Origin of the sequence: Pseudomonas sp. IT-P260, from assembly GCF_949768395.1 — a bacterium.
Classification (GTDB): Bacteria; Pseudomonadota; Gammaproteobacteria; order Pseudomonadales; family Pseudomonadaceae; genus Aquipseudomonas; species Aquipseudomonas parakoreensis.
On record NZ_CATKPO010000044.1, the window covers coordinates 76,646 to 101,932 of the forward strand.

Sequence of the window (25,287 nt, forward strand, 5' to 3'; positions counted from 1 at the left end):
GGACCACAGCTAAGGCCGTTAACCTTAGGTTGCGAACGTCCACTTCTGGCCGACAGCCGACGCTCCAGAACGTCTGCTTTTGGCCGAAAGCAGCCCCATCCGTAATTCCCTATCAGTCCGAGTCCCGCCAGATCAACGGAATCTATTACCGGTATCAATCAGCAACGATCTCAAACGCAGCACTCCCCAAAACCTCCCCATTAACCAAAACCCTCACCCCATGCCGCCCCAAAAAATGCTTCCGCGTCGTAAAATCCCGAATCACCTGCCGCCTCCCCACAACCACTTCCCCAAACCCCGCCAACACCACCGTCTTCAACTTGAATACCTTCCCCGAAACCCCGCCATTCGCCTTCACATAGTCAATCGCATAATCAATCACCAACCGTTGTTCATGCGCCACTGTCGACTTCACCGTAAACGACAACGTAATCGCTTCACCCAACCGAACCACTGCCGGCTCAACCCGCACATCCAGCAACTCAACCTCAGCCTTGGCCCCCGCACCAATCACCGTCAGCGCGCGCAAATCGCCCTGTTTGATCAAACTGCGCAATGCATGCTTGGCAATCCACGCCGTGTGTTTGTTCTCCAGTGGCCAGCCTTCAATCGTGTCCAGCACCCATTCCGGATGCTCTTTGGTCACGTCATTCAGATGGTTTGCCACGGACTTGCGTACGTACAGACTCTCGTCGGCTTTCAACCGATCGAGGATGCCGGCGGTCAGTTGCGGGTTGGCTTGCACGGCTTCCAGGCGGAATGACCAGGGTAGGCGGGGGCGGGTGCCTTCGCTGGCGAGGCGGCGGACGTGGTGGTTTTCGTCTTGGGTCCAGTAGTGCATGAGTTCCAGCGAGCGTTCGAGGTCGCTGCGCAGGAAGTGGCGGATGGCGAATTCGGAGGAGCCGAAGGTGGTGAAGTATTTCAGTGCTTGCATCGAGGTATCGAAGGCGTGGCCGCCGTAGCTGGCGACGTAGTGCGGCAGGCACATGCTGACGAATCCGCTGTTGAGGCGGGGGGCGAGTTGGCGTAGGACTTCAAGGGAATCTTCGTAGTCCAGCGGCAGCACGGCGTGCAGGCTTTCGCTGACGCGGGCCATGCGTTGCATCACTGACAATTCCGCCAGCCCTTGGTTGGCGTGCTTGAGAAACGCCTTGGCCTTGAACGCCGGGTACACGGCGCTCATTTCGCAGGCGATGTGTTGCAGGCGTTCGGCGTTGAAGATTTCCTTTAACGCCGGGGCGGCGGTGTCGGTGGCGCTCATGGTCAGGTCATCGGGGTGCTGACGAACGCTTCGAGGGTTTCGGCGTACGCGGTGTATTGGGCGATGTGCGGGTAGCGGCGGGTGTCGATCTGGTCGGGGACGACGAGGCCGGTGAAGCTCCAGGCGACGGCGAGGCTGATGCCGGCCTGGGTCAGGGTGCCGTCGGTGGGCAGGCCGGTTTTTTCCAGTTCCTGTTCGAGGGCGGTGAACGCGGCGGCGAGTTGGCCTTCGACGCGTTCGACCCACGGCTGGTATTGAATGTCGGCCGGGCGCAGGTTACGTTCGTAGTAGAGCTGGACGGCTTTTTCGCAGGCGGCGAGGCTGAGGCCGATCAGGCGCAGGGCGTGGGCGCGTTGTTTGAGGTCGCTCGGCAGCAGGCTGTTGCCGCTGGCGGCTTCGAGGTAGTCGAGGATGAGGGTGGAGTCCATCAGGACCACGCCGTCATCGAGGATCAGTGTGGGCGCCTTGACCACCGGGTTGATCTGCTGGAATTGCTCGAAGTGGCGGAACACCGAGACTGATTGATGTTCGAGGTCGATGCCGAGGCGTTTGGCGGAGATCGCCACGCGGCGCACGTAAGGGGAGTCCAGCATGCCGATCAGTTTCATGACGCGTTCCTTCAAGTCGAACCGGTGGGAAGGCATAACCTAGCCGAGCCTGAGGCAAATGTCAGTCGTCAAAACCAGCCTGCTCGTGAATCTCATCCACATTCAATTCCAGCCGATACGCCACCGCCACGAACAACGCCTGACACAAACACAAGGTCGCGCTCAGCGAACGAAACGCCAATGCGCTGCCTTCATTCACCAGCAGCAGGCTGTTGGCGTTTTTAGCCAAGGGCGAGAGATGGCTGTCGGTGAGGATCAGGGTATTGGCCTGTTGCTGGCGGGCGTAGCGCAGGCAGTGTTGGGTTTCCTTGGCGTAAGGGGTGAAGCTGATGGCGATCACCAAATCACCGCTACGCACGCTGCGCATCTGCTCGCGATAACTGCCGCCCAGCCCGGAAACCAGGTGAATGCGCTTGTGAGTGTGTTGCAAGTTGTAAACGAGGTAGTCGGCGACGGCGAAGGAGCGACGCACGCCGACCACATAGATGTTGTCGGCGTTGACGATCAGGTCGACGGCTTTTTCGAACGCGACGTCGTCGAGTTCACGGCCCAGGCGTTCGATGCCGGAGCGGGTGGCGTCGATGCATTCGCGGGCGAGGTCGCCGTCGCTGGCCTGCTGCGACTGGTTGGCGATCATGCTGCGGATGCGTTGCTGGTAGTTGTGCACCGGCGAGGCTTTGTGGGTGTAGGCGGTGCGGAACAGCGCCTGCATTTCGCTGAAGCCACTGAAGCCGAAGCGCTGCGAGAAACGCACGATGGCGGACGGATGCACCTCGCATTCGCGGGCGATGTCGCTGATGCGATCGACCATGATCCGCTCGCTTTGCTGGCTCATGTAGCTGGCGATGCGTTTGAGTTGGCGCGGCAGGGTGTCGTATTCGTCGGTGATCAGTTGCAGCAGACGCTCGGCATTGATCGGGGGGCTGGCGAGGGGGCGCTCGTCGTTGGCCGGCAGATCGGGGCGGGGCATAAGTCTTCCTTCAGGCTGATCAAATCACACTGTGGCGAGGGAGCTCGCTCCCGCTGGACTGCGCAGCAGGCCCAAAGTTGGGGGCCGCTTCGCGACCCAGCGGGAGCAAGCTCCCTCGCCACAGTTATTTACGGTGTGCCTGATGATAGGCGGGGTGCGGGGAGTTGGCAGGGGAGATTTCCGGCGTCTGCGCAGCTGAAACGATGCACTGCGCGGGCGGCATGGCTGAAAAAAATGCGATCAACTGCCGCTCGGTTAGCCGTTTGTCTTCTATATACAGCCGTTGGACTGAATTTCTTGCTATAAACGCACTCCGATGACCGCCATGACGCCTGTGTCAGAGCTGTTTACAGGGCTTGTCGGACAAATTCCCGGTATTTACAGTTGCTGAGGCCTCAAACGGGCCTTAGACTGCCGCCCCTTCGTAAATTGAGTGCCGGGTGGCGTTTGCAATAAACGATGCCTTTTCGTCGACCGGACACGGTTCGCCGGAACGCTCCCTATTTCGCCTTAATGCACGTTTTTTTATAGAGATATCAATGACAAAGGACAAGTTGCTGGCCATGCCGGCAGATGACTACATGAATGCCGAGCAACACGCTTTCTTCACTGAGCTGTTGCAGAACATGAAAGTCGAAACCCATGAGCGCATTGAGCAAAACCGTATCGCCATCGAAAGCCTGGACACTCCGGCCGACCCGGCGGACGCGGCTTCGGTTGAAGAAGAGCGCACCTGGCTGGTGAACGCGATCGATCGCGACCAGCGCATGCTGCCGCAACTGGAACAAGCCCTTGAGCGCATCAAGGAAGACAGTTTTGGCTGGTGCGACGACAGCGGCGAGGCCATCGGCCTGAAACGCCTGCTGATCAGCCCGACCACCAAATACTGCATCGAAGCTCAAGAGCGTCACGAGCAGATCGACAAGCACCAGCGTCAGGCCTGATTCCATGGCTGCCCCCTGAATCGGGGGCGCCTGCAAAAGATCGCAGCCTTCGGCAGCTCCTAGACGAGCTGACGGGGCTGCGATCTTTGCTTTTGCTCGTCTGCGATATGTTGCGCACCGTTCCATTGACCTGCTGCAGACTCCACGACTAACGGACCATGGATAATGGCGTTCTAGTGGCGTTTAATGCAGTCACAACAATGAGAACACGCGTGGGGTGTTGATATGACGAGAGATGGATCTCTGGTTGGGGCTTTGCCCGCACCAGTGCTGTTGCCGAAAAACCGCTGGATCGCTCCGACCCTGCAAAGCATCGCCCTGATGCTGTTGCTTGCCGGCATGACGCTGGGTGGAGGCTCGCTGTACATCGGCCTGCCGCTGGCGGTGCTGATTGTCTGGCTGCCGCGCCTGCGCTCGCGTGCCATCCCCGATGTTGCCCCTGTCGATGCCGGCAGCGCGATTTCCGAACTCACTCGCGACCTTTCCTACACCACCAGTCATAACGCGCTGTCAGCCGCCGGTGTGGCGTTTTCCGTCAAGCAACTGGCGAGCAAACTGGAATCGCAACTCGACGCGGCGGCGCAGATTGTCAGCAACGCCGAAGTGATGATCGCCACCGAACACGCCACCTCGCAGCTCAGCCGTGAAGCGCTGGACGCCGCCAGTGAAGCGCATCACAGCAGCGCGGCGGGGCGCACCGAACTGGTGGATTCGATTGCGCGCATGCATCAACTCAGTCAACGCGCCAATGCCAGCCGTGAGCTGATCGAAGCCCTGAGTCTGCGTAGCGACGACATTCAACGGGTGACGCTGGTGATTCAGTCCATCGCCAGCCAGACCAATCTGCTGGCCTTGAACGCGGCGATTGAAGCGGCACGGGCCGGCGAGCATGGCCGGGGTTTTGCGGTGGTGGCGGATGAGGTGCGCGGTCTGGCGGCGCGCACGGCGTCGGCGACGGGCGAGGTCGGCGAGATGGTCGCCGACATTCAGCAGCGCACCGCGCAGGTGGTGGAGCAGATCCGCGAGCTGTCCAGTGATCTGCAGACCGGCGTCGAGCAGGTCGAGAACACCGGTCAGCATCTGGAAAACATCGCCCGGTTGGCCGCCGGGGTGGAAGATCAGGTCGGCGAAATCGCCCGGGGTGCGGAAACCAATCGCGAGCAGCTCGACAGCCTGTTCAAGGCCATCGAACAGATGCGCAGCGATCTGGCGATCAGCGATCAACAGACCCGGCGCCTGGCCGAGGCCGCCGTGCAGATGGAAGGCCAGGCGGAAACCATCAGCGAGCGCCTGGCCGAAGTCGGTCTGGATGACTATCACCAGCGCGTCTATGACCTGGCGCGTGAGGGCGCGAGTCAGATTGCTGCGCGGTTCGAAGCGGATGTCGAGCAGGGGCGGATCAGCCTTGAGGATTTGTTCGACCGTCAGTATCAGCCGATTCCCGGAACGCAACCGCCGAAGTTTCAGACCCGTTTCGACCGTTACACCGATCAGGTGCTGCCGGCGATTCAGGAGCCGCTGCTGCCGCGTCATGAGGGGTTGGTGTTCGCCATCGCCTGCACGCAACAGGGCTATGTGCCGACGCATAACCTGGCGTTCAGTCAGCCTTTGACCGGTGACGAGCAAGTCGACGCGGTGGGCAACCGCACCAAGCGCAAGTTCGCTGACCGCACCGGGATTCGCTGCGGCAGTCATCAGCAAGCGGTGCTACTGCAGACGTACACCCGCGATACCGGCGAGCTGATGCATGACCTGTCGGTGCCGATCATGGTCAAGGGCCGGCATTGGGGCGGTCTGCGCCTGGGCTATAAGCCAGAGACTCCGCGCTGATCGATTGTTACCGCTCGCGCAATGAATCTGTGCACGGGCATTGCTGTTTCCTCCGCGACGAAGTCATTACCATGGCCGTTAGTTAGGTAGCTAATGAAATCGAGAGGTCAGTATGTGCAGAGTCGATGTCGCGGTGATGATTGGCAGTGGTGTGCCCGCCGGATTGCGCGCGATGGGCCAGAGTGTCTGCTGGGTGGTGCTGCTCAACGGTGAGCGGCGCGGCACTGCGTTCGCCAGTCGCGATGAGGCGGAGGAGTGCAAGGCTGCCTGGCTCGCGCAACTGATGGCCGAGCCTGGCGACAGCCTGCACTGACATTTATTAACGTCCGTCGTGCAGGCGTACGTTCAACTCATCGACCATCACCGCTTCTTCGCCGTCGGCGCGCAACCATTCTTTCAGAAGTTGCGCCTGTTGCGGCGTCCAGAACTCGGCATCGATCAACTTGGTGTTGGCGTCCAGCGGATGCGCTTCGATGAAATCGTCGATTGCCCCGTTTTCCGAAGGCAGGCCCAGTTGGTCGAACAGGGTTTTCAGATCATAGGCTGGCAGTTCCATCGTTTACTCCTTTTGCGTTGGCCGGAATGGCGCTGTCGCTCGCCCTTTATCTGAGGCGGTCGTTGGACAAGAGTTCGATTCGTGATTCAAGCGAGCGGGCAAGGGCGCATGCTTCGTTATGATCTTCGCGGAAACCTCTTACACGACCGGTGGATGATTCTTTGATATGAAAGAACGCGTTGCCCGCCGGAACTACCTGAAATCGAGGTCTGTAATTGTTCGCTCCGGGCTCCGCAAGGTCAGCCAAATCGGTGCCTTGCAGCACGAACGGCGAGTCAATGCCTAGATTGGAAGGCTGGGCAAAGTGAGTCAGAGTGCACATATGAAGTCCTTTTCATGAGATGGCCGACGGTTACAGGTCGGTTCGGGTAGTCGGAAGGAGCATCGCTGCTCTAGAATCGCCAGTGTCTGTTGGCGACAGGTGCCTATCTAAAGCAATTTTTTACCGGCGATATGTCGGAAAAGGGCTTTTTTTCGTCAGTTTTTTCCCTAAAGTTTGTAGTTCCTCTTCGTTGCGCCTCATTGAAGATTTTTCCTTCAAGGTTTGGCGAACGTCGAGGCAAGTTTCTCGCCTGACTTTCCAGTAGTCTTGCGAACCCTTGATGAATGAGCGTTCTGCTTGTTTCAGGTGTGTTGAAGTCGTTCGGTAACAGCATCGGCCTGGCCGTTTTTTTTGCCGTGCGCGTTTTGGCGCAGGGTACTTTTCAGATGTGGGGATGTTTCTTTGGCAGTCAGTAATCTCGATATGCATGCTTTGTTCGTGTTGGGTGATTTGCGTGCAAAGCTGGTCAAGCTGTTTCAATCGCGTTTTGTTTACATCACCGAACAGAACGCCGAAGGTATTTACGTGGCCGAGATCGACACCGAAAGTGCATTGGTGGTCGATGACAAACCGGGGCTCAAGCTCAAGGTCGGTGATCATTTCAGCGCGGCCGTGCTGCCCAGCCGTGAAGGCGGCAAGATGGACATCCGCTTTCGTGAAATCAAACTGACGGTGTACGGCCTTGGCGACTACGCCTTTGTCGATACAGCAGACGGCCACGCGATCCTGTTCAAGGAAGGCCACAGCGTGGTGACGGTGTTTGCCGCGCATCAGCAATTGCAGGAAGGCCTGACCAAAACCCTGAAAGCGGTCACCGGCAAAGCCGCGAAGTGGCGCAAGGGCGAGCTGGTCACGTTCAAGGCCAGTGAGTGACTGGCGATTTGAGTCGCGCTGACTTCCATTCCCGGCACCTCGACCGAGCACGTGAAGAGGCTTTGCGGCTATTCAACGCCAAGGCCGGAATGCAAGGCGCGTGGCTGAACTGGGTGGCTGCGCAGATCTACACGTTGCGGCCTGCGGAATACGCCAGCATGGTCAGACGCGAGCTGCAAAGCTTGCAGGAAAAGTCTGAAACGTAACCTCGTCGGGATAGGGTCCCGGAAAAAGCAGGAACCTCGGCTACAGTCAGTTGACTGAGTATTCAGAGGCTTGCGGTCTTCTGCCAGGCCATCCTGCTATTGCTGTGAACAGCACGAGGTGCAAAAGCATGAAAGGATTTCGACGGCTACTGGCCGCCAGCATGGTCACGTTTGGTGTGCTGACATCGGCACAACCGGTGACGGCGGCGCAAACGCCCATCCATTTTGCCGACCTGAATTGGGAAAGCGGCAGCCTGATCACCGATGTCCTGCGGATCATCGTCGAGAAAGGTTACGGCTTGCCGACGGATACGCTGCCGGGCACCACCATCACCCTGGAAACGGCGCTGGCCAACAATGACATTCAGGTCATTGGCGAGGAGTGGGCCGGGCGTAGCCCGGTGTGGGTCAAGGCCGAGGCGGAGGGCAAGGTCGCCAGTCTCGGTGATACGGTCAAGGGCGCTACGGAAGGCTGGTGGGTGCCGGAGTACGTGATCAAGGGTGACCCGGCCAAGGGTATCAAGCCGCTGGCGCCAAATCTGCGCAGCGTCAGTGACCTGAAGCAATACAAGGACGTGTTCAAGGACCCGGAAAACCCGAGCAAGGGCCGTTTTCTCAACAGCCCGATTGGCTGGACCTCGGAAGTGGTGAACAAGCAGAAGCTGACCGCTTATGGCCTGCAGGATGACTACACCAACTTCCGCAGCGGGTCGGGTGCTGCGCTGGATGCCGAGATCAGTTCTTCGATCCGCCGGGGCAAACCGGTGCTGTTCTATTACTGGTCGCCGACACCGTTGCTGGGCAAATTCAAACTGGTGCAACTGGAAGAACCACCGTTTGATGCCGAAGCGTGGAAGACCCTGACCGATGCCGATAACCCCAATCCGAAACCGACCCGTTCCCTGGCCTCGAAACTGTCGATCGGGGTGTCTACGCCATTTCAGAAGCAGTATCCGCAGATCGCGGATTTCTTCAGCAAGGTGGATTTCCCGATTGAGCCGTTGAACAAGGCGTTGGCCGAGATGAGCGAGAAACACACTGCGCCGCGCCAGGCGGCAGAAGCGTTCATGAAAGCACATCCGGAGGTGTGGCAGGCGTGGCTGCCGAAGGATGTGGCGGACAAGGTCGCGGCCGAACTGAAATAAGCCGGGCATCTGTGGCGAGGGAGCTTGCTCCCGCTCGGCTGCGGAGCAGTCGCTATCTCGGGAAATGCGGTTTTAATGATTAACCGCGTCAGCCGATTTCAGGGCTGCTTCGCAACCCAGCGGGAGCAAGCTCCCTCGCCACAGATTATGTGTCGACTCAGAATCGAGTCTGCACCGCCAATTCGAAGGTGCGCGGCGTACCCAGGTAGTAAGCCGGCGACACATGCGCAAACTCGGCATACACCTCATTGGTCAGGTTACGCACCCGGCCGGTAACGGTGGTGTGCGAGTCGACCTTGTAGCTGAGGAAGCTGCCGAACAGGGTATACGACGGCACGGTCATGGTGTTCGCCGTGTCCGCATACACCGACGCCACATACCGCGCATCGACCCCACCTTGCCATTGCGGCGAAAAATCATAAGTCAGCCACAGATTGCCGACCCGGTCCGGGACGTTGGTTGGCGTGTTGCCCTTGCGTGAAACCACCACGCCGGCGGCATTCTTTTCGGTGAAGTCGTCGTACTGCGCATCGACCCAGGCGAAGTTGCCTTCGGCCAACAGCTTGTCGGTGATCCGCAGAGAGCTGGCGATTTCTATGCCTTTGGAGGTTTGCTGACCGACCGGGATGCTGCTGGTCGGGTCCAGCGGGTCAGTCACGGCGAAGTCCTTGCGCTCGATGGTGTAGGCGGCAACCGTCGCCGCGCCTCGGCCATTCAGGTAGTCGAACTTGCTGCCGATTTCCCACTGTTTACCGGTTGAAACATCGAAGTCCTGCGTGCCGTTCGGTTGTTCGGCGGCGGTGCTGTATTGCACGTAGACGTTGGCCGACGGGATGAACTGGTAGGTCAGGCCGACGCGCCCGGTGACCGGCTCCCAACTGCGTTTGAGGTGCTTGGGATTGGCGGCCGTCACCGTGCGATGGTTGGTCACGTCGAGGTCGATGTCTTCGTAGCGCAGGCCAGTGAGCAGCGCCAGTTTTTCGGTCAGGGCCAGACGGTTTTCCGCGAATAGCGCTTTGGTCGTGACTTCGTTGGTCTTGTCGCTGATCAGCGCCGGGTTGGTGCCGGGAATGTCGTAGAAATGCCCCGGACGGTAGTTGTTCGGATCGACCGTGCTCGCGCCTTTGATATTCAGCGGCGAGTTGGTGGTCTGGTTGACCTTGTACTCGAAACCACCGGACCACGTCGTGTCGAGACCGAAAAACGTGTTGTCGTGGCGCAGTTCGAACTGGTTGCCGTTCTGCTCACCCTGATGCCGCACCTGATAGGCAGTGGAACGGTTTACCGCGCTGTTGTCGGCGTTGTACTGATAGGTTTCGAGGTTGCGGTAGTCGCGCTGGCTGTCGAGGTGATACAGCGTGTTGCGCAGGGTGGTGCTGTCGTTGATCCGGTAATCGATGATCGAGCGCACCCAGATCGTGCGCTGTTCGTAGCGTCCGTCCTCGACGTTGTAGTTGTTGAAGCGGTTGTGTTTGTCGATCTTCAACTCGCCGGCCTTGGGGTTGAGCACCGGCGTGCCCCAGTACGGGCTGTCTTCGTGTTCGTCTTGATATTCCAGGGCCAGGGTGTGCGACAGATCCGGCGTGAGGTCGCTGAGCAACGAGAACGCCACGCTCCAGGCATCGCGCTCCTGGCGGTCGATGTAGCCGTTGCTGGTGTTGTGACTGACATCGAGGCGCGCGTAGTGCTGCACGTCGGCGCTCGGGTCGGTCAACGCGTGGTTGAGGCCGAACGCGGTTTCGGTGGTGTCGTAACTGCCGTAGCCGACGCGACCTTCAGCGGCTTGTTCTTCGCGGGTCGCCAGTTTGGTCACGTAGTTCAACGAGCCGCCGACCGAGCCTGCGCCGTTGATCAGCGACGACGGTCCGCCCACCAGTTCGACTCGATCATAGATCCATGAATCCACCGGTCGGGCGAGGCCGCCGGAGACGGTGACGCCGTTGAACATCTGAGTGATCTGGCTGCTGGTGAAACCGCGATAGGAGACGAATCCGCCAAAGCCCGGTGGTGCGCTGGCATTGACCCCGGGCAGGGTGTTGGCGGCGTCCTGAAAGTTCTGCGCGCCGTGGCGTTCGATGTCGTTGCGGTTGGCGACGGCCACTGACGCAGGTGTGTCCCGTACGCTGAGGCCGAGGCGCGAAGCCATACCGCTGGATTGGTCGAGGCTCAGGCCCGGTTCGCTGGTGGATTCGCCGTCGATGGTGATCGGCGCCAGATCCACGGTGGATTGCGCCCAGGCGTTAAGGGACAGGCAGCCGCACAGGCTGGCCAGCAGAGGAATATGTTTCATCGTTGAATCCTGAATGCTTGTCTGGGAATCAGCGCACAGGCGAACGCCGCGCGTTGGCGCAGTGGGCTGAAAAATCAAAAAGGCAAAGACACTCAGGCGAGCGGTGGGGCGCGAGGGTTGGCCGAGGGCCAGGTGAAGCGGGCAGGGAGGTCGGCGCTGACGATGGGCGCCAGCGGCGGGCTGTGGTGCTCGGGCAGTACCGCGAGGGTCAGGCTGGAGTTGAATGCCGGGCCCATGCCGCCGCCGACCGAGCACAGCGGACAGCCGAACGCCTTGGACAGGGTCGGCAATGGTTCTTCGCTGGGATTGCTGGTCAGCGGCGCTTGGGTGGCCGGGTCGACCGTACAGAATTGGCCGCCGATGCCGTTGAGCTGCATCCCGACCATTTGCCCGTGACCGATGCTGCAGGCGAACACGTTGAACAGGACGCAGCAATAAAGCATCCAGGCCAGCAGTGAGCGATCGGAACGGGTGAATTTCATGGGGCGGCACTTTACCGTACCGCCGATCGGTCGTGCACTTCAAAAAATGCCGACTAGGATGTTTTGTTCAAATCCCCAGAAAGGATTCTCGACCATGACCTTTGTGTTGGCTCAATGGCTGGTGACGATATTTGCGGCAATCGCCCTGGTACACGTGTATTGGGCGCTGGGTGGGCAATGGGCGGCGGTGGCGGCGGTACCGCAAGTGCCGGTGCGAGGATTGGTGGCGACGGTGCGACCGGCATTCAAACCATCTGGCTGGATCACGCTGTTGGTGGCGGCAGCGTTATTGGTGATCGCCGCGCTGGTGTGCATGCGGGTCGGCTGGGGCATGCCGCCGGTGCATCACAAGGCGCTGCAGTGGGTGATCAGTGCGATTGCGTTACTGATGTTTGCTCGGGCGATCGGCGATTCGCATCTGGTGGGATTTTTCAAGGAAGTGAAGGGGTCGCGATTTGCGCGGCTGGATACCTGGGTGTATTCACCGCTGTGTCTGTTGCTGGGGGCGGGGTTGTTGGCGGTGGCTTGGGTCTGACCCGGTTCATGTGTTGGCAGTACCGGCCTCTTCGCGGGCAAGCCCGCTCCCACAGTGATTGTGGGTGTTCACAAGTAACGGACTCCATCCAAAAACCTGTGGGAGCGGGCTTGCCCGCGAAGAGGCCTGTCCAGACCCCGCCGAATTAACTACCACTCTCGGTCCTGCGGCTGCTGACCTCAGCCGGCACATCATCCCCGGCCATGCGCTTGCGGAACAACGCCGCCCGCGCCAGCAGCAACGTGGTCACCGGCACGGTAATCGCCAGCAGGATCGGAATCAGCCAGGCATGCATCACCGGCCCGGACTTGAGTGCCGAGAAGCAGATGATCGACGCCAGTGCCACGCACCATGCACCCAGCGTAGAGGCCAGCGCCGGTGGATGCATGCGCTGGAAGTAATCCTTCATGCGCAGCAAGCCGGCTGCGCCAAGCAGCGCAAACACCCCGCTGAGCACCAGTAGAATGGCCACCGGAATCTCGACCCACAACGACAATTGCGCAGTCATTCGATCACCTCGCCACGCAGCAGGAATTTCGCCAGGGCAAACGAACCGACGAAGCCGAACAGCGCGATCAGCAGCGCTGCCTCGAAATAAGTGTCACTGGAATAACGGATGCCCAGCGTCAGCATCATCAGCATGGCGACGATGTAAAGATAATCCAGTGCCAGGACTCGATCCTGCGCCGACGGCCCCTTGAACAGGCGAATCAGGGTCAGGACCATCGCCAGCGAGAACAGGAACAGCGTCAGCAGAATCGCGTTCGACAGCAACGGGCTCATTCGAAAATCTCCATCAACGGCTGCTCGTAGGCAGTCTTGAAGTGGTGGATGAAGTGCGCCTCGTCATCCAGATCCCAGACGTGCAGCAGCAGAATGCTGCGATCCAGCGCCAGCTCCGACCACACGGTGCCCGGCACCACGGTGCAGATCATCGCCAGCGCGGCCAGACCGTTGGCGTCGCGCAGGTCCAGCGGCACTTTGACGAAACGCGAGCGTGGCGGTCGGCGACCCGCGTTGAGTACGCCCCAGGCGACGATCAGGTTGGAGAGGATCACGTCACGACCGACCATCACGAACAGGCGCAAAACGGTCAGCGGGCGGCGAATGCGCACCTGTTTCGGGCGCAGCTTGCGCATCATCAATGGTGCGGCGAACCCGAGTATCGCGCCGAGCAGCAGGTTGCCCGGGCTGACGGAGAGATTGAGTGTCAGCCACAAAACCCATAAAGCCAGTGACAGCAGCGGAGCCGGGAACACGCGCTTCATGGCTGCACCTCCAGCATCGCGGCTTTGGCTTCCGGACTTGGTACGGCGCGGGTGCCGAGCACGGCCATCACGTATTGCTGCGGGTTGTTCAGCGCGTCGGCGGTGGCCTGGGTATAGCGCAGCAGCGGTTCGGCCTTGAAGGTCAGGGCGATGCTCAGCCCCAGCAACAGGAAAACCGGCGCACATTCGAGTTTGCGCAGCAGCGGTGACGGACGTTCTTCAGGGGTCCAGAAACGCTGGACGCCCATGCGCGCGAACGCCATCAGAGAGGCCAGCCCGGAGAGGATCAGCAGCGCCAGCAACGCCCAGGACGCGTTGGAAATCGGCGCTTCATCGCCCAGCCCCAGTGGATTGAGCAGCGCACCGATCAGACTGAGTTTGCCGATGAACCCGGACAGCGGCGGCATGCCGATGATCAGCAGTGCGCAGGCAATGAAGCTCAGGCCGAGAAACGCCATGGTCCACGGAATGACCTGACCGACCACGGCTTTCTGCTCGTCGTCGAGGTTGATGCCCTTGGGCGGTTGCAGGGATTCCTGCGGACGCGGCAGCAGTTCGCTTTCATCCTCCAGCGGGATTTCGTTGGCCGAACGCGACCGCTCGATCAACTCCGCCAGCAGGAACAGCGCACTCAGGGCCAACGTCGAGCTGACCAGATAGAACAGCGCCGCGCCGATCAGGTTCGGCTGGGCGAAACCCACCGCCGACAGCAGAATCCCCGCCGACACCAGAATGCTCAGGCTGGCCATGCGCTCCAGGCGTTGCGCAGCCAGAATCGCCAGCGCGGCGCAGGCGATGGTCGCCATGCCGCCGTAGATCAGCCAGTCACCACCGAAAAACGCCGATGCCCCGGCCTGGCCGGAGAACAGCAGCGTCCACAGGCGCAGCAAGGTATAAACGCCGACCTTGGTCATGATCGCGAACATCGCCGCGACCGGTGCGCTGGCCGAGGAGTAGGCCGGCACCAGCCAGAAGTTCAGCGGCCACATGCCGGCCTTGGCCAGAAACGCCACCGCAAGAATCCCCGCGCCAGCATGCAGCAAGCCACGGTCGGCTTCCGGCACCAGCGGGATCTTCAGCGCCAGATCGGCCATGTTCAGGGTGCCGGTGACACCGTAGATCAGCGCCGCGCCGATCAGAAACAGCGACGAGGCCAGCAGGTTGATCGAGATGTAATGCAGGCCCGACGATACCCGCGCCCGCCCCGAGCCGTGCAGCAACAGGCCATAAGAGGCCGCGAGCAGCACTTCGAAGAACACGAACAGGTTGAACAGGTCGGCGGTGAGGAACGCGCCGTACAGGCCCATCAGCTGAATCTGGAACAACGCGTGGAAGCTCGAGCCCGCGCCATCCCAGCGCGCCATGGCGAACAGCAGGGCGCTGACGCCGATGATCCCGGTCAGTACCAGCATCAATGCCGACAGGCGATCGACCACCAGCACGATGCCGAACGGCGCCTGCCAGTTGCCCGGCAGGTACACGCCAATGGAGCCGGGCACGCCGGTGGTTTGCGTCCATTGCAGCAGCATCACCGAAATGAACAGGCCGACGAGGCTGGAGAACAGGTTGATTTTCGCCTTCAGCGGCCGGTGTTTCTCGCCCAGCATCAACATCACGGCGGCGGTCAGCAGCGGCAGCAGGATCGGTGCGGCGATCAGGTGAGTCATCGCCATCATTCCTTGGGCTCCCGGCCGTCGACGTGGTCGGTGCCGGTCAGGCCCCGCGATGCCAGCAACACCACCAGGAACAGCGCGGTCATGGCAAAGCTGATGACGATTGCGGTCAGCACCAGTGCCTGTGGCAGCGGATCGGTGTAGTGCAGCAGGTCCTGGGTCACACCGTCCTTGATCACCGGCTCTTTACCGATGAACAGGCTGCCCATGCTGAAGATGAACAGGTTGACCGCGTAGGACAACAGGCACAGGCCCATGACCACCTGGAACGTCCGTGGCCGTAGCACCAGCCACACGCCGGACGCGGCGAGGACGCCGATGGCGATTGCGATGACTTCTTCCATCAGACGGCTCCTTTGCTGGCGACGGACTTGGGCAGCGACGCGGTTTTGTGACCACGCACCGATTGGTGGGCGAGAGCGGTGAGGATCAGCAGCGTCGAGCCCACGACCACGGCGTACACGCCGATGTCAAAGAACAGCGCGCTGGCAATATGGATGTCGCCCAGCAGCGGCAAGGCGAAATGCCAGGTGTGGGTGGTCAGGAACGGATAACCGACCGCCATCGCCCCGAGACCGGTGGCGGTTGCGAACAGCAGCCCGGTGCCCATCCAGCGCAATGGTCGCAGGCTCATTTGCGCCTCGACCCACTGCGTCCCGGCGACCATGTATTGCAGGATGAACGCCACCGACATCACCAGCCCGGCAACGAAACCGCCGCCCGGTTGGTTGTGGCCGCGCATGAACAGATAGCACGACACCACCAGCGCAATCGGCAGCAGCAGGCGCACCAGCACCGCCGGCACCATCATGAAGCCGAGCGCGGTATCGCTGGCGCTGCGCGGGTTGACCAGATCGGTGACCACGTCCGGCGCGAGCAGGCGTTGCTGGGCCGGCAGTTGCAGGCTTTCTTTCGGCGGGCGGAAGCGCCGGAGCAGGGCGAACACGGTCAGCGCCACGGCTACCAGCACGGTGATTTCACCGAGGGTGTCGAAGCCGCGGAAGTCCACCAGCATCACATTGACCACGTTGCTGCCACCGCCTTCGGGCATGGCCCGGCTGAGGTAGAACGAGGAAATGTCGTTGGGGGTCTGCCGCGTCAGCATCGCGTAGGACAGCAGCGCCATGCCGGCGCCGACCGCAATCGACAACAGCAAGTCGCGCAGGCGCCGCACCCGGGCCTTGCGCAGGCTCGACGGCAGTGGCGAGACTTCTTCGATGCGTCGCGGCAACCAGCGCAGGCCGAGCAGGATCAGCACCGTGGTCACCACTTCCACCGCCAGTTGCGTCAGGGCCAGATCCGGCGCCGAGAACCAGACGAAGGTCACGCAAGTCATCAGGCCGCAGACGCTGACCATGGTCAGGGCGGCGAGACGGTGATACTTGGCTTGCCATGCGGCGCCGAGGGCGCAGGCAATCGCCAGCAGCCACAGGGTGACGAACACGATGGAGCCCGGAATCTTCGGCCGGTCGCCCCAGCTCAGCTGGCTGTGCAGCATCGGGATCAGGCCGGCGAGCACCGCCGCCAATACCATCAGGAACAGTTGCATCTGCAGGCGGCGGGTGCCGAGTCGACGTTCTACCCGGCGGGCCATGCGCATCATCAGCACCAGACTGCGCTCGAACAGCCGCTTGCCGTTGAAGCGACCTACCAGCGGCGGGTATTTGAAGCGGCCACGCTTGAGCTGATTGCGCAGCAACAGATAAACCACGATGCCACCGGACATGGCGATCAGGCTCATGATCATCGGCGCATTCAGACCGTGCCAGATGGCCAGGCTGTACTCGGGCAGCGTTCCACCCACTACCGGCAGTGCGGCGGCCGCGAGCAGCGGACCGACCACTTGCGCCGGGAAAATCCCGACGATCAGGCAGGTGAACACCAGCAGCTCGACCGGCGCACGCATCCAGCGCGGCGGTTCGTGCGGGGTGTGCGGCAGGTCGGTGGCCGTCGGGCCGAAGAACACGTCGACGGTGAAGCGCAGCGAGTAGGCGACGCTGAAGGTGCCGGCGATGGTTGCGACAATCGGCAGGGCCGCTTCGACCCACGCGGTGGCATTGATGAACACGGTTTCGGCGAAGAACATTTCTTTCGACAGGAAGCCGTTGAGCAGCGGTACGCCGGCCATCGACGCGCTGGCAACCATCGCCAGGGTCGCGGTGAACGGAATCAGTTTGATCAGGCCGCTGAGTTTGCGAATGTCTCGGGTGCCGCTCTCGTGGTCGATGATCCCGGCGGCCATGAACAGCGACGCCTTGAAGGTCGCGTGGTTGAGAATGTGGAACACCGCCGCGACTGCCGCCAGCGGGCTGTTCAGGCCCAGCAGCAAGGTGATCAGGCCCAGATGGCTGATGGTCGAATAGGCCAGCAGACCCTTGAGGTCGTTCTGGAACATCGCGCAATACGCGCCGAGCAACAGCGTACAAGCACCGGCGCCGCTGACGATGTAGAACCATTCTTCACTGCCGGACAGCGACGGCCACAGGCGTGCGAGCAGGAACACCCCGGCCTTGACCATGGTCGCCGAGTGCAGATAAGCCGAAACCGGGGTGGGCGCCGCCATGGCGTGCGGCAGCCAGAAATGGAAAGGGAACTGGGCGCTTTTGCTGAGGGCGCCGATAAGGATGAGGGGAAGCAGGATGGGGTAGAGGGCATGTGCGCGAATCTGATCGCCGGCGGCCAGGACCTTGTCCAGGTCATAGCTGCCGACGACATGGCCGAGGATCATGACCCCCGCCAGCAGGCATAGTCCCCCGGCGCCGGTGACCATCAGCGCCATATAGGCGCCACGCCGGGCATCGGAACGGTGGTGCCAGTAGCCGATCAGCAGGAACGAGAAGAGGCTGGTCAGCTCCCAGAAGAACACGATCTGGATCAGGTTGCCGGAAATCACCAGGCCGAGCATGGCGCCCATGAACGCCAGGAAGAAGGCGAAGAAGCGCGGCACCGGGTCGTCCGGCGACATGTAATAACGCGCATATAAAGAGACGAGGGCGCCGATGCCCAGCACCAGCAGCGAGAACAGCCAGGCGAAACCATCCATACGCAGGACGAAGTTCAAACCGAGGCTGGGCAGCCACATGAATTCTTCACGGATCACGCCGCCGTGGGCGATTTGCGGGTACAACAGCGCGACCTGCACGGTGCCGATCAGAGCGACCAGACCTGCCAACAGGGATTCGGTATTACGCGCATTGTGTGGCAGCACCGCTGCCAGACAGCTGCCAATGAATGGCAGAAGCAGTAGAACTATCAGGGACATAGGCTTCTAATCTGCGGAAGTTTGTGAAGCATCATACGTGCCAGCTCCCTGATTACCAAACGCCAGGATGTCTCAGAATCCTACAAAGTAGTCTGAAAAATGGGCTTTGGCTGTGTTTCAAGGTCGAAAAAAAGATCGCATCCTGCGGCAGCTCCTACATTGGAATGCATGTCCCTGTAGGAGCTGCCGCAGGCTGCGATCTTTTGATCTTCGCGCTCAATTGCCGCTGTCATTCTCCAGGGCACCATCAACTTCGACGTCAACCTTACCCTTGGTCTTCAACTCACTGACAATCACCGCCGCGACAATCAACCCTGCACCCACCAAGGCAATCGCCGGCAAGCGCTCCCCGGCGATCCGCCCGACGATCCCGGCCCACACCGGCTCACCGGCATAGATCAACGTTGCCCGGGTCGGCGAAACGCATTTCTGCGCCCAGTTCATCGCCACCTGAATCGCCGCACTCGCCGCGCCGAGTCCCAGTGCGGTCACCAGCAGCGTCCAGGAAAAATCCGGAAGTGCCTCACCGGTCGGCACTACCAGCAGGAATGACAGCACCGAGGTCGCTGCCAGTTGCACCACGGTCACCCGGCGTACATCGACCTGGCCGGCATAGGTGCTGATCAGAATGATCTCGGCGGCAATCGCGATGGCGCTGATCAGCGTGGCGATTTCGCCGGGGCTGAAATTCAGCGCAGCCCCGGACGGCCCGGACAACAGCATCAACCCGGTAAACGCCAGCATGATGCCAATGCTCGGCATCAGCCCCGGCCGACGGCCCAGCACCAGCCATTGCAGCAACGGCACGAAGGGCACGTACAACGCGGTGATGAATGCCGACTGGCTGCTCGGGATCGTTTGCAGGCCAACGGTTTGCAGGCCGTAACCGAGCATGATCGCCACGCCGATGAAGGTCCCGGCCTTGAGTTCGAACAGGGTCAGGTTGCGCAAGTGGCGCCAGGAAAACAGCGCGACAATGGCGGCCGCAGCGGCAAAGCGCAGGCCGACGAAGAACATCGGCCCGCTGACGGTCATGGCGTGTTGCACCAGCAGGAACGTACCGCCCCAGACCATGGTGATCAGCACCAGCACGCACTCGGCCTTGCTGAAGCGGGAGAAGCGAAGAGGTGTGGGGGAGCTGTTCACTGACGTCATGACCTTGCGCACTATAAAAGGCAGGACGCACAATGCGCCCAACGTTGCGCAGTATACTGCCCAACCCCACCGAGTGAGCAATATAGTGCACAAAGATTCCAGCCAACGGGCGTCCGTCCTGCAACACGTCAGCCACAATGTTCGGCGCCTGCGCCACGCCGCTGACATGAGCCAGACCGCGCTCGCCGAAAAGTCCGGGGTCAGTCGGCGCATGCTGGTGGCGATCGAGGCCGGGGAAAAGAATGTCAGCCTGACCACCCTCGACCGCGTCGCCGAAGCGCTCGATGTAGCCTTCAGCGACCTGATCCAGGCCCCCGACGCGCGCGATACCAGTCGCATCAACGAAGTGGCGTGGGCCGGCGTCATTCCGGGGAGCAAAGCGGTGCTGCTGTCCAAGGCCACCGCCACCCGTGAAGTCGAACAGTGGGAATGGTGCCTGCAACCGGGCGAGGTCTACCCGTCGCAACCCGACGCCGATGGCTGGAGTGAACAGATCTATGTGTTCGAAGGTTGCCTGACGTTAACGGTGGGTGAAGTGACCAATACCATTGCGACTGGCGAGTTTTTCATGTTTGCCAGCAACCAGCCGCACGGCTATCGCAATGACGGGCCGGTGGCGGTGCGCTTTGTGCGCAATGTGGTGATTTGAATGAATCAGCGCGCAGACATCCTGATCATCGGCGGTGGCCTCAGCGGCACGATGCTGGCCGTGCAATTGCTGCGACTGCCCGGCCAGCGGCGGATCCTGATCATCGAACCGCGCGCCGAACTCGGTCGCGGTGAAGCTTACAGCGCCGTCGAACTGGGCCACACGCTCAACGGCAATGCGGCGCGCATGAGTGTCGACCCCGATAACCCCGATGACCTGACTCAATGGCTGACTGCGCACATTGCCGCCGGCGGCTGGCCGGAGTCCGCCGAGCAGAATGTGCCGATCAGTGAGCTGTTCCCTCCACGCGGGCTGTTTGGCGTGTATGTGCAGCAGCGTCTGGCCGAGGCGCGCGTCGTTGGTGCGCAGCATGGTTCGACCGTCGAGCACGTTCGCGCCGAAGTCGTCGATCTGCAAACCGATGCTGATTCGGTGCAACTGACCCTGAACGATGGGCAGCACCTGAATGGCGCCTGTGCCGTGCTCGCCACGGGCATGTTCCCCGCCGCGCGCACACCGCAGAAGGATTCCAGCGGCCTGAATGCTGCTGCGCTTGATCCGTGGGACGTCGCGGCCATGCGCCAGCTCGATCCGCAGTCAACCGTGCTGATCATTGGCTCCGGGCTGACCATGGTCGATGCCGTGGTTTCGCTGGAGCAGGCCGGGCATCGCGGGCCGATCGACGTGTTTTCCCGCCATGGACTGTTGCCCCATGTGCGTCGGCAACCGCCGGCGTGGGTGGATTTCCTTGCGCAAGATCCGGGCATTCGCACGCCGCGACAGTTGCTGCACGAACTGCGCAGGCATTGCCGTGACGCCATTGCCCAAGGCATCGACTGGCAGGCGCCGCTGGACACCGTGCGAGCGAATATCGGCCGGCTGTGGAGTCAGGCGACTGACGTGCAGCGAAGACAATTCGTACGCCATGTGCGGCCATGGTGGGAGAGTCATCATCACCGGTCGCCGCCGCTGAGTGCAGCATTGGTTGAGCGCTTGCACAACGAAGGACGGTTGCGGATTCAGGCAGCGTCGTTCAAGGGGCTTGAGCCGAGTACGCAGCAGGGTGTCAGCATTCGCATTCGGCCACGCGGTGAGTCTGAGACTCGCGTGGTACACGGCGCAGCGCTGATCAATTCCAGTGGCATCGAGTATGACTGGCGGCGCGTGGCGCGACCGTTGCCGCAGCAGTTGCTGGCGCGTGGGCTGGTGCGTCCGGGGTCGTTGGCGTTGGGGATTGCAGCGGCGGTGGACGGTGCGGTGCTGAACGCTGAAGGGCAGGCTGGCAGCCGAATATTTGCCATGGGCCCACCATTACGCGGGATGTGGTGGGAGAGTACGGCAGTGACGGATGTGGCGTTGCAGGCCAAGGCATTGGCGGCGCGATTGGCGGGATAACGTGATGCTGATCTTTCGCGAGCAAGCTCGCTCCCACAGGTGACTTTGCTTGTAAATAACCTGTGCGCCACGCAACAGATCCTGTGGGAGCGAGCTTGCTCGCGAAGAAGCCGTGTCAGTCAACATCAATGTTGCCTGACACACCGCTTTCGCGGGCAGGCCCGCTCCCACATTGGGGCCGGAAGAGTTACGCCACCACGCGATAGCACGGCACATACGCCGCGCCGCCCGGCAGTTTCATCCGGTGCTGGGCGACGAAGGCTTTGAGCAGCGCATCGAGCGGTTGCATGATCGCTGCGTCACCACGGATCTGGTACGGCCCGTGTTCCTCGATCAAGCGGATGCCCTTGTCCTTGACGTTGCCGGCGACGATCCCGGAGAACGCGCGGCGCAGGTTGGCGGCCAGTTCGTGGGGCGGCTGGTCGCGGTGCAGCTTGAGGTTGGCCATGTTCTCGTGGGTCGGATCGAATGGACGCTGGAAGCTTTCGTCGATCTTCAGCAGCCAGTTGAAGTGGAACGCGTCGTTGCGCTCGCGGCGGAACTGCTTCACCGCTTTGAGGCCAGCCGTCATCTGCCGGGCGACTTCGGCCGGGTCGTCGATGATGATCTCGTAGTGCTGCTTGGCCGCATCGCCCAGGGTGGCGGTGACGAAGGCATCGAGTTGTTCCAGATACGGCGCGGCATGTTTCGGCCCGGTCAGAATCACCGGGAACGGCAGGCCCTGATTGTCCGGATGCATCAGGATACCAAGCAGGTACAGGAACTCTTCGGCGGTGCCGGCGCCGCCCGGGAAGATGATGATGCCGTGGCCGACACGCACGAACGCTTCCAGACGTTTTTCGATGTCCGGCAGGATCACCAGCTCATTGACGATCGGGTTCGGCGCTTCGGCGGCGATGATCCCCGGCTCGGTCAGGCCAAGGTAACGCCCACCGTGGATACGCTGCTTGGCATGGGCGATGGTCGCGCCCTTCATCGGGCCTTTCATCACGCCGGGGCCGCAACCGGTGCAGATGTCGAGGCTGCGCAGGCCCAGTTCGTGGCCGACTTTCTTGGTGTATTTGTATTCTTCGGTGTTGATCGAGTGACCGCCCCAGCACACGACGATTTTCGGCTCCACGCCCGGGCGCAAGGTGCGCGCGTTGCGCAGCAGATGGAACACGTAGTCGCTGATGCCTTGCGAGGTGCTGAGGTCGATGCGTTGGCTGTCGAGTTCGTTTTCGGTGTAGACGATGTCACGCAGGGCGCTGAACAGCATCTCGCGGGTGCTGGCAATCATTTCGCCGTCGACGAACGCGTCGGCCGGGGCGTTCAGCAGTTCGAGGCGCACGCCGCGATCCTGCTGGTGAATGCGGATTTCGAAGTCCTTGTAGGCTTCGAGGATGGTCTTGGCGTTGTCGACATGCGCGCCGGTGTTGAGGATGGCCAGGGCGCACTGGCGGAAGAGGGTGTAGGTGCTGCCGGATCCGGCTTCGCTCAGTTGCTGCACTTCACGTTGAGAAAGGGTTTCCAGGCTGCCTTTCGGGCTGACCGAGGCGTTGATTACGTGTCGTTGGGTCATGCAATGATCCTTAAAACGATGTCATTCCAATGGCAGGCAAATGGCATCCGAATAGTGTGTATCCATGAATGAAGATGGCACGATCTGCGCTGTACCGCCATGTCCCCGTTGGACGCTGAAAAGATGAAAAGGGCCCCCAGCATAGCTAAATCGTGCACAGAGGCGATAATGCGCAACGAGTTTTTTCCGTTGCCCTTTTTATCGTTCAAGGAAGTCATGCCTGATGTTCGAGATCCAGCCGATGGACCCAGCAACGTTTCGCCAGCAGACCCGTCGCAGCACGCTGATCATTGCCGTGCTGTTCCTCGTGTTGGCGATGGCGCTTTCGACGGCGGCGGTGGCGCTGTTCGGTGAACCCGGCGGCGATAATCTGCGTTTCAATGTCGGCGGAGTGTTCGTCGCGTTTCTGCTGACGGCGGCGCTGATGCGCGGGCAGTTCTGGCAGCAGCCGTGGATGGCCCCGGCGGTCTATAGCTGGCGGCTCAAGCGCAGCCTGATGAGTGTGACCAACGTGATGCATCAGGTGACCGCCGCAGTGGAACAGAACGATCCGACGGCAATGAAGGTGCTGCGTTTCTATCATCTGGGTTTGACCCAGATGCACGAACTGGACGGTAACTCCAGCGATCACGCGCAGTTGCAGCGGGAGGTCGCAGCGCACCAGGAGCGGATGCAGGCGCTGGGTCTGGAGATCGACCAGAAGCGCCTGGATCCGGCCTGGTTGCAAGCCTTGAAACCCGCCGCGCGTTAAAACGGGATGCGGCTGGCGCGGCGCAGTTTCCACGCACGGGCCAGACGCCCGTAGACCAGCAGGTTGATCACCAGCACCACGCTGCCCAGTGCCAACTGGATCTGTGGCGTCAGACCTGCGGGGTAGATGATCGGCCACACGTAGTGCTCGATGAAGCCGCCGGCGTATTCGGTCTGCCCGGCGGCGTGGCGCATCAGGTTTTCCCAGTAGGTCAGCGGACAGGTCAGGTGCAACACCTCGACTGCCACGCCCCACGCCGCCGCCGGCAGATGCAGCCACATCAGGCGTGGCCATTTGAGCACCAGCAGCCCGCCGAACAGCACGAACAGAATGAATGACAGATGGAACAGCACCAGCCCGTCGGCTGCGATTCGGTACAGCATGTCGTCTCCCTGACACGGTTGTGAAGGCCTCCATGGTACGCCGGCAGCGGCGCCGGGGCGCGGCGATTTGGCGCAAAGTGCGCAAGATTGTTCAAGCCACAAAGGGGCATTTGCTGGCAGAGTCTGCGACCGTTTCCTCGGTTGAAGAGCGTTATGTCTGACTCACTTATGCCGCGCCGTGCGTTTCTTCGCGGCGCTGCGGCGATCATGCCGTTATCGTTGGCGACGGCGCCGTGGGGGCTGCTCGCCGGCTCCATGGCGATCGAAGCCAATCTCACACCGCTGCAGGGGCAGGGCCTGTCGAGCATTGTGTTCGCGGGCGCCGCGCAACTGGTGGCGATCGGCATGCTCAAGGGCGGTGCCGGGATTTTCTCGATTCTGCTGACCACACTGCTGCTGACCTCGCAGCACCTGTTGTACGGAATGAGCATGCGCTCGGTGATCTCGCCGCTGCCCGGGCGCTGGCGCATCGGTCTGGGCTTTTTGCTCACCGATGAACTGTTTGCCCTGACCAGCCAGCATGACCGCCAGCAGTTCAATCGCTGGTATGCCTTGGGCGTCGGCCTGACGTTCTACATTGCATGGAACCTGTTCACCCTGGCCGGCATCGTCCTGGGCAGCAGTATTCCGGGGCTTGAGCATCTGGGCCTGGACTTCTCGATTGCCGCCACTTTCATCGCATTGATCACCCCGGTGGTGCGTAACGTGCCGACCGTGGTTTGCGTGGCGGTGTCGCTGTTCTGCTCGGTGCTGTTCAGCTATTGGCAATGGGGCTCGGCGCTGGTGCTGTCGGGGCTGGCCGGGATGACCGCAGGATTTGTCTGCAACAAGCTGTATCGGGGGCGCACATGATGGTCTGGGCAGTGATTGTCGGCATGGGGATTCTGGTGTTCCTCAACCGCTACGTGTTTCTCGAACCGCGCCTGCCATTGCGTTTGAGCAGCAACGCGCGGCAGTTTCTCGGGTTTGCCGTACCGGGAATGTTGACGGCGATCTGCGGGCCAATCGTGTTCATGCCGGACAAACAGTTGAATGTGCAGTGGGATAATCCGTATTTGCTGAGTTCGCTGGTTGCTATCGGCTTGGTGCTGTACACCCGCAATACGTTGCTCAGCATGCTTTTAAGCATGGCGTTTTTCTTTCTGTTGCGCTGGTGGTTGTAAGTTGA

28 protein-coding genes are annotated in these 25,287 nt (G+C 61.2%); 12 read left to right on the top strand and 16 right to left on the bottom strand.

What is annotated here, in order from left to right:
• Nucleotides 1-154 precede the first annotated feature (154 nt).
• The 3 genes from ACM6HV_RS26325 to ACM6HV_RS26335 all read right to left on the bottom strand — a co-directional run bounded on the left by ACM6HV_RS26325 (nucleotide 155) and on the right by ACM6HV_RS26335 (nucleotide 2,839).
• The gene (locus tag ACM6HV_RS26325) at nucleotides 155-1,261 is read right to left on the bottom strand and encodes a DNA alkylation repair protein (RefSeq protein WP_414905669.1); all 1,107 of its coding nucleotides are present in this window, start codon (nucleotides 1,259-1,261) and stop codon (nucleotides 155-157) included.
• 2 nt (nucleotides 1,262-1,263) lie between these two features.
• On the bottom strand, nucleotides 1,264-1,869 hold the full coding sequence (locus ACM6HV_RS26330) for a glutathione S-transferase (RefSeq protein ID WP_414905670.1): 606 nt from the start codon (nucleotides 1,867-1,869) through the stop codon (nucleotides 1,264-1,266).
• 61 nt (nucleotides 1,870-1,930) lie between these two features.
• Nucleotides 1,931-2,839 carry a MurR/RpiR family transcriptional regulator gene (locus ACM6HV_RS26335; RefSeq protein WP_041062907.1) on the bottom strand — a complete coding sequence of 303 codons (909 nt, stop codon included), beginning with the start codon at nucleotides 2,837-2,839 and terminating at the stop codon, nucleotides 1,931-1,933.
• A gap of 539 nt (nucleotides 2,840-3,378) precedes the next feature.
• Between ACM6HV_RS26335 and ACM6HV_RS26340 the strand changes: the two genes are divergently transcribed.
• From ACM6HV_RS26340 to ACM6HV_RS26350, 3 genes are all read left to right on the top strand, one after another.
• Complete coding sequence (locus ACM6HV_RS26340; protein WP_003225981.1) at nucleotides 3,379-3,783, top strand: TraR/DksA family transcriptional regulator; 405 nt, start codon at nucleotides 3,379-3,381, stop codon at nucleotides 3,781-3,783.
• A gap of 606 nt (nucleotides 3,784-4,389) precedes the next feature.
• On the top strand, nucleotides 4,390-5,613 hold the full coding sequence (locus ACM6HV_RS26345; protein WP_414905792.1) for a methyl-accepting chemotaxis protein: 1,224 nt from the start codon (nucleotides 4,390-4,392) through the stop codon (nucleotides 5,611-5,613).
• Nucleotides 5,614-5,725: 112 nt separating this feature from the next.
• Nucleotides 5,726-5,926, top strand: a complete 201-nt coding sequence (locus ACM6HV_RS26350) for a hypothetical protein (protein ID WP_007966907.1) — start codon at nucleotides 5,726-5,728, stop codon at nucleotides 5,924-5,926.
• Between the two features lie 6 nt (nucleotides 5,927-5,932).
• On the opposite strand, the gene ACM6HV_RS26355 is transcribed toward ACM6HV_RS26350, so the two are convergent.
• Together ACM6HV_RS26355 and ACM6HV_RS26360 are read right to left on the bottom strand one after the other, a co-directional pair.
• A complete protein-coding gene (locus ACM6HV_RS26355; RefSeq protein WP_095666879.1) occupies nucleotides 5,933-6,169 on the bottom strand; it encodes a DUF2789 family protein in 237 nt (78 codons plus the stop codon).
• A gap of 46 nt (nucleotides 6,170-6,215) precedes the next feature.
• On the bottom strand, nucleotides 6,216-6,491 hold the full coding sequence (locus tag ACM6HV_RS26360) for a hypothetical protein (RefSeq protein WP_414905671.1): 276 nt from the start codon (nucleotides 6,489-6,491) through the stop codon (nucleotides 6,216-6,218).
• 402 nt (nucleotides 6,492-6,893) lie between these two features.
• Here ACM6HV_RS26360 and ACM6HV_RS26365 point away from each other — a divergent pair, with 402 nt between their 5' ends.
• The 3 genes from ACM6HV_RS26365 to ACM6HV_RS26375 all read left to right on the top strand — a co-directional run bounded on the left by ACM6HV_RS26365 (nucleotide 6,894) and on the right by ACM6HV_RS26375 (nucleotide 8,715).
• The gene (locus tag ACM6HV_RS26365; RefSeq protein ID WP_041062894.1) at nucleotides 6,894-7,364 is read left to right on the top strand and encodes a hypothetical protein; all 471 of its coding nucleotides are present in this window, start codon (nucleotides 6,894-6,896) and stop codon (nucleotides 7,362-7,364) included.
• 8 nt (nucleotides 7,365-7,372) lie between these two features.
• Nucleotides 7,373-7,570 carry a hypothetical protein gene (locus ACM6HV_RS26370; RefSeq protein ID WP_041063058.1) on the top strand — a complete coding sequence of 66 codons (198 nt, stop codon included), beginning with the start codon at nucleotides 7,373-7,375 and terminating at the stop codon, nucleotides 7,568-7,570.
• 128 nt (nucleotides 7,571-7,698) lie between these two features.
• The gene (locus ACM6HV_RS26375; RefSeq protein ID WP_414905672.1) at nucleotides 7,699-8,715 is read left to right on the top strand and encodes an ABC transporter substrate-binding protein; all 1,017 of its coding nucleotides are present in this window, start codon (nucleotides 7,699-7,701) and stop codon (nucleotides 8,713-8,715) included.
• A gap of 157 nt (nucleotides 8,716-8,872) precedes the next feature.
• On the opposite strand, the gene ACM6HV_RS26380 is transcribed toward ACM6HV_RS26375, so the two are convergent.
• Entirely contained in the window at nucleotides 8,873-11,005 is a 2,133-nt protein-coding gene (locus ACM6HV_RS26380) for a TonB-dependent receptor (RefSeq protein WP_414905673.1), read from the bottom strand.
• 92 nt (nucleotides 11,006-11,097) lie between these two features.
• Nucleotides 11,098-11,487, bottom strand: coding sequence for a DUF2946 domain-containing protein (locus ACM6HV_RS26385; protein ID WP_145596836.1), 390 nt, complete (start codon nucleotides 11,485-11,487; stop codon nucleotides 11,098-11,100).
• A gap of 94 nt (nucleotides 11,488-11,581) precedes the next feature.
• On the opposite strand from ACM6HV_RS26385, the gene ACM6HV_RS26390 reads away from it, so the two are divergent.
• Complete coding sequence (locus ACM6HV_RS26390; protein ID WP_222015062.1) at nucleotides 11,582-12,022, top strand: DUF3995 domain-containing protein; 441 nt, start codon at nucleotides 11,582-11,584, stop codon at nucleotides 12,020-12,022.
• Between the two features lie 145 nt (nucleotides 12,023-12,167).
• Here the strand turns inward: ACM6HV_RS26390 and ACM6HV_RS26395 are convergent, their stop codons facing one another.
• From ACM6HV_RS26395 to ACM6HV_RS26425, 7 genes are all read right to left on the bottom strand, one after another.
• Entirely contained in the window at nucleotides 12,168-12,530 is a 363-nt protein-coding gene (locus tag ACM6HV_RS26395) for a Na+/H+ antiporter subunit G (protein WP_047294967.1), read from the bottom strand.
• Nucleotides 12,527-12,805, bottom strand: coding sequence for a K+/H+ antiporter subunit F (locus ACM6HV_RS26400; RefSeq protein ID WP_003225959.1), 279 nt, complete (start codon nucleotides 12,803-12,805; stop codon nucleotides 12,527-12,529). Before ACM6HV_RS26400 ends, ACM6HV_RS26395 begins: the two co-directional genes overlap by 4 nt.
• A complete protein-coding gene (locus ACM6HV_RS26405; protein ID WP_414905674.1) occupies nucleotides 12,802-13,290 on the bottom strand; it encodes a Na+/H+ antiporter subunit E in 489 nt (162 codons plus the stop codon). The genes ACM6HV_RS26400 and ACM6HV_RS26405 overlap by 4 nt, the downstream gene beginning before the upstream one ends.
• Entirely contained in the window at nucleotides 13,287-14,966 is a 1,680-nt protein-coding gene (locus ACM6HV_RS26410; RefSeq protein WP_095666874.1) for a monovalent cation/H+ antiporter subunit D, read from the bottom strand. The genes ACM6HV_RS26405 and ACM6HV_RS26410 overlap by 4 nt, the downstream gene beginning before the upstream one ends.
• The gene (locus tag ACM6HV_RS26415; protein WP_003225953.1) at nucleotides 14,963-15,307 is read right to left on the bottom strand and encodes a Na+/H+ antiporter subunit C; all 345 of its coding nucleotides are present in this window, start codon (nucleotides 15,305-15,307) and stop codon (nucleotides 14,963-14,965) included. Before ACM6HV_RS26415 ends, ACM6HV_RS26410 begins: the two co-directional genes overlap by 4 nt.
• Nucleotides 15,307-18,225: a monovalent cation/H+ antiporter subunit A gene (locus ACM6HV_RS26420; protein ID WP_047294961.1), complete on the bottom strand. Its 2,919-nt coding sequence runs from the start codon at nucleotides 18,223-18,225 to the stop codon at nucleotides 15,307-15,309. The genes ACM6HV_RS26415 and ACM6HV_RS26420 overlap by 1 nt, the downstream gene beginning before the upstream one ends.
• A 216-nt stretch (nucleotides 18,226-18,441) precedes the next feature.
• Complete coding sequence (locus tag ACM6HV_RS26425; RefSeq protein WP_414905675.1) at nucleotides 18,442-19,380, bottom strand: DMT family transporter; 939 nt, start codon at nucleotides 19,378-19,380, stop codon at nucleotides 18,442-18,444.
• Nucleotides 19,381-19,465: 85 nt separating this feature from the next.
• On the opposite strand from ACM6HV_RS26425, the gene ACM6HV_RS26430 reads away from it, so the two are divergent.
• Complete coding sequence (locus ACM6HV_RS26430) at nucleotides 19,466-20,029, top strand: helix-turn-helix domain-containing protein (protein WP_047598262.1); 564 nt, start codon at nucleotides 19,466-19,468, stop codon at nucleotides 20,027-20,029.
• Nucleotides 20,030-21,424, top strand: coding sequence for an FAD/NAD(P)-binding protein (locus ACM6HV_RS26435; protein WP_414905676.1), 1,395 nt, complete (start codon nucleotides 20,030-20,032; stop codon nucleotides 21,422-21,424).
• Between the two features lie 187 nt (nucleotides 21,425-21,611).
• On the opposite strand, the gene ppnN is transcribed toward ACM6HV_RS26435, so the two are convergent.
• Nucleotides 21,612-22,985 (bottom strand): nucleotide 5'-monophosphate nucleosidase PpnN, encoded by a 1,374-nt coding sequence (gene ppnN, locus ACM6HV_RS26440; protein ID WP_041062856.1) that lies wholly within the window; start codon nucleotides 22,983-22,985, stop codon nucleotides 21,612-21,614.
• Nucleotides 22,986-23,208: 223 nt separating this feature from the next.
• On the opposite strand from ppnN, the gene ACM6HV_RS26445 reads away from it, so the two are divergent.
• Complete coding sequence (locus tag ACM6HV_RS26445) at nucleotides 23,209-23,736, top strand: DUF3087 domain-containing protein (RefSeq protein WP_086790878.1); 528 nt, start codon at nucleotides 23,209-23,211, stop codon at nucleotides 23,734-23,736.
• On the opposite strand, the gene ACM6HV_RS26450 is transcribed toward ACM6HV_RS26445, so the two are convergent.
• Nucleotides 23,733-24,119, bottom strand: a complete 387-nt coding sequence (locus ACM6HV_RS26450; RefSeq protein WP_095666869.1) for a DUF2784 domain-containing protein — start codon at nucleotides 24,117-24,119, stop codon at nucleotides 23,733-23,735. The genes ACM6HV_RS26445 and ACM6HV_RS26450 overlap by 4 nt on opposite strands.
• A 153-nt stretch (nucleotides 24,120-24,272) precedes the next feature.
• Between ACM6HV_RS26450 and ACM6HV_RS26455 the strand changes: the two genes are divergently transcribed.
• A complete protein-coding gene (locus ACM6HV_RS26455; protein ID WP_027612977.1) occupies nucleotides 24,273-24,971 on the top strand; it encodes an AzlC family ABC transporter permease in 699 nt (232 codons plus the stop codon).
• Nucleotides 24,971-25,282: an AzlD domain-containing protein gene (locus tag ACM6HV_RS26460; protein ID WP_177327894.1), complete on the top strand. Its 312-nt coding sequence runs from the start codon at nucleotides 24,971-24,973 to the stop codon at nucleotides 25,280-25,282. Before ACM6HV_RS26455 ends, ACM6HV_RS26460 begins: the two co-directional genes overlap by 1 nt.
• The last annotated feature ends 5 nt before the right edge of the window (nucleotides 25,283-25,287 follow it).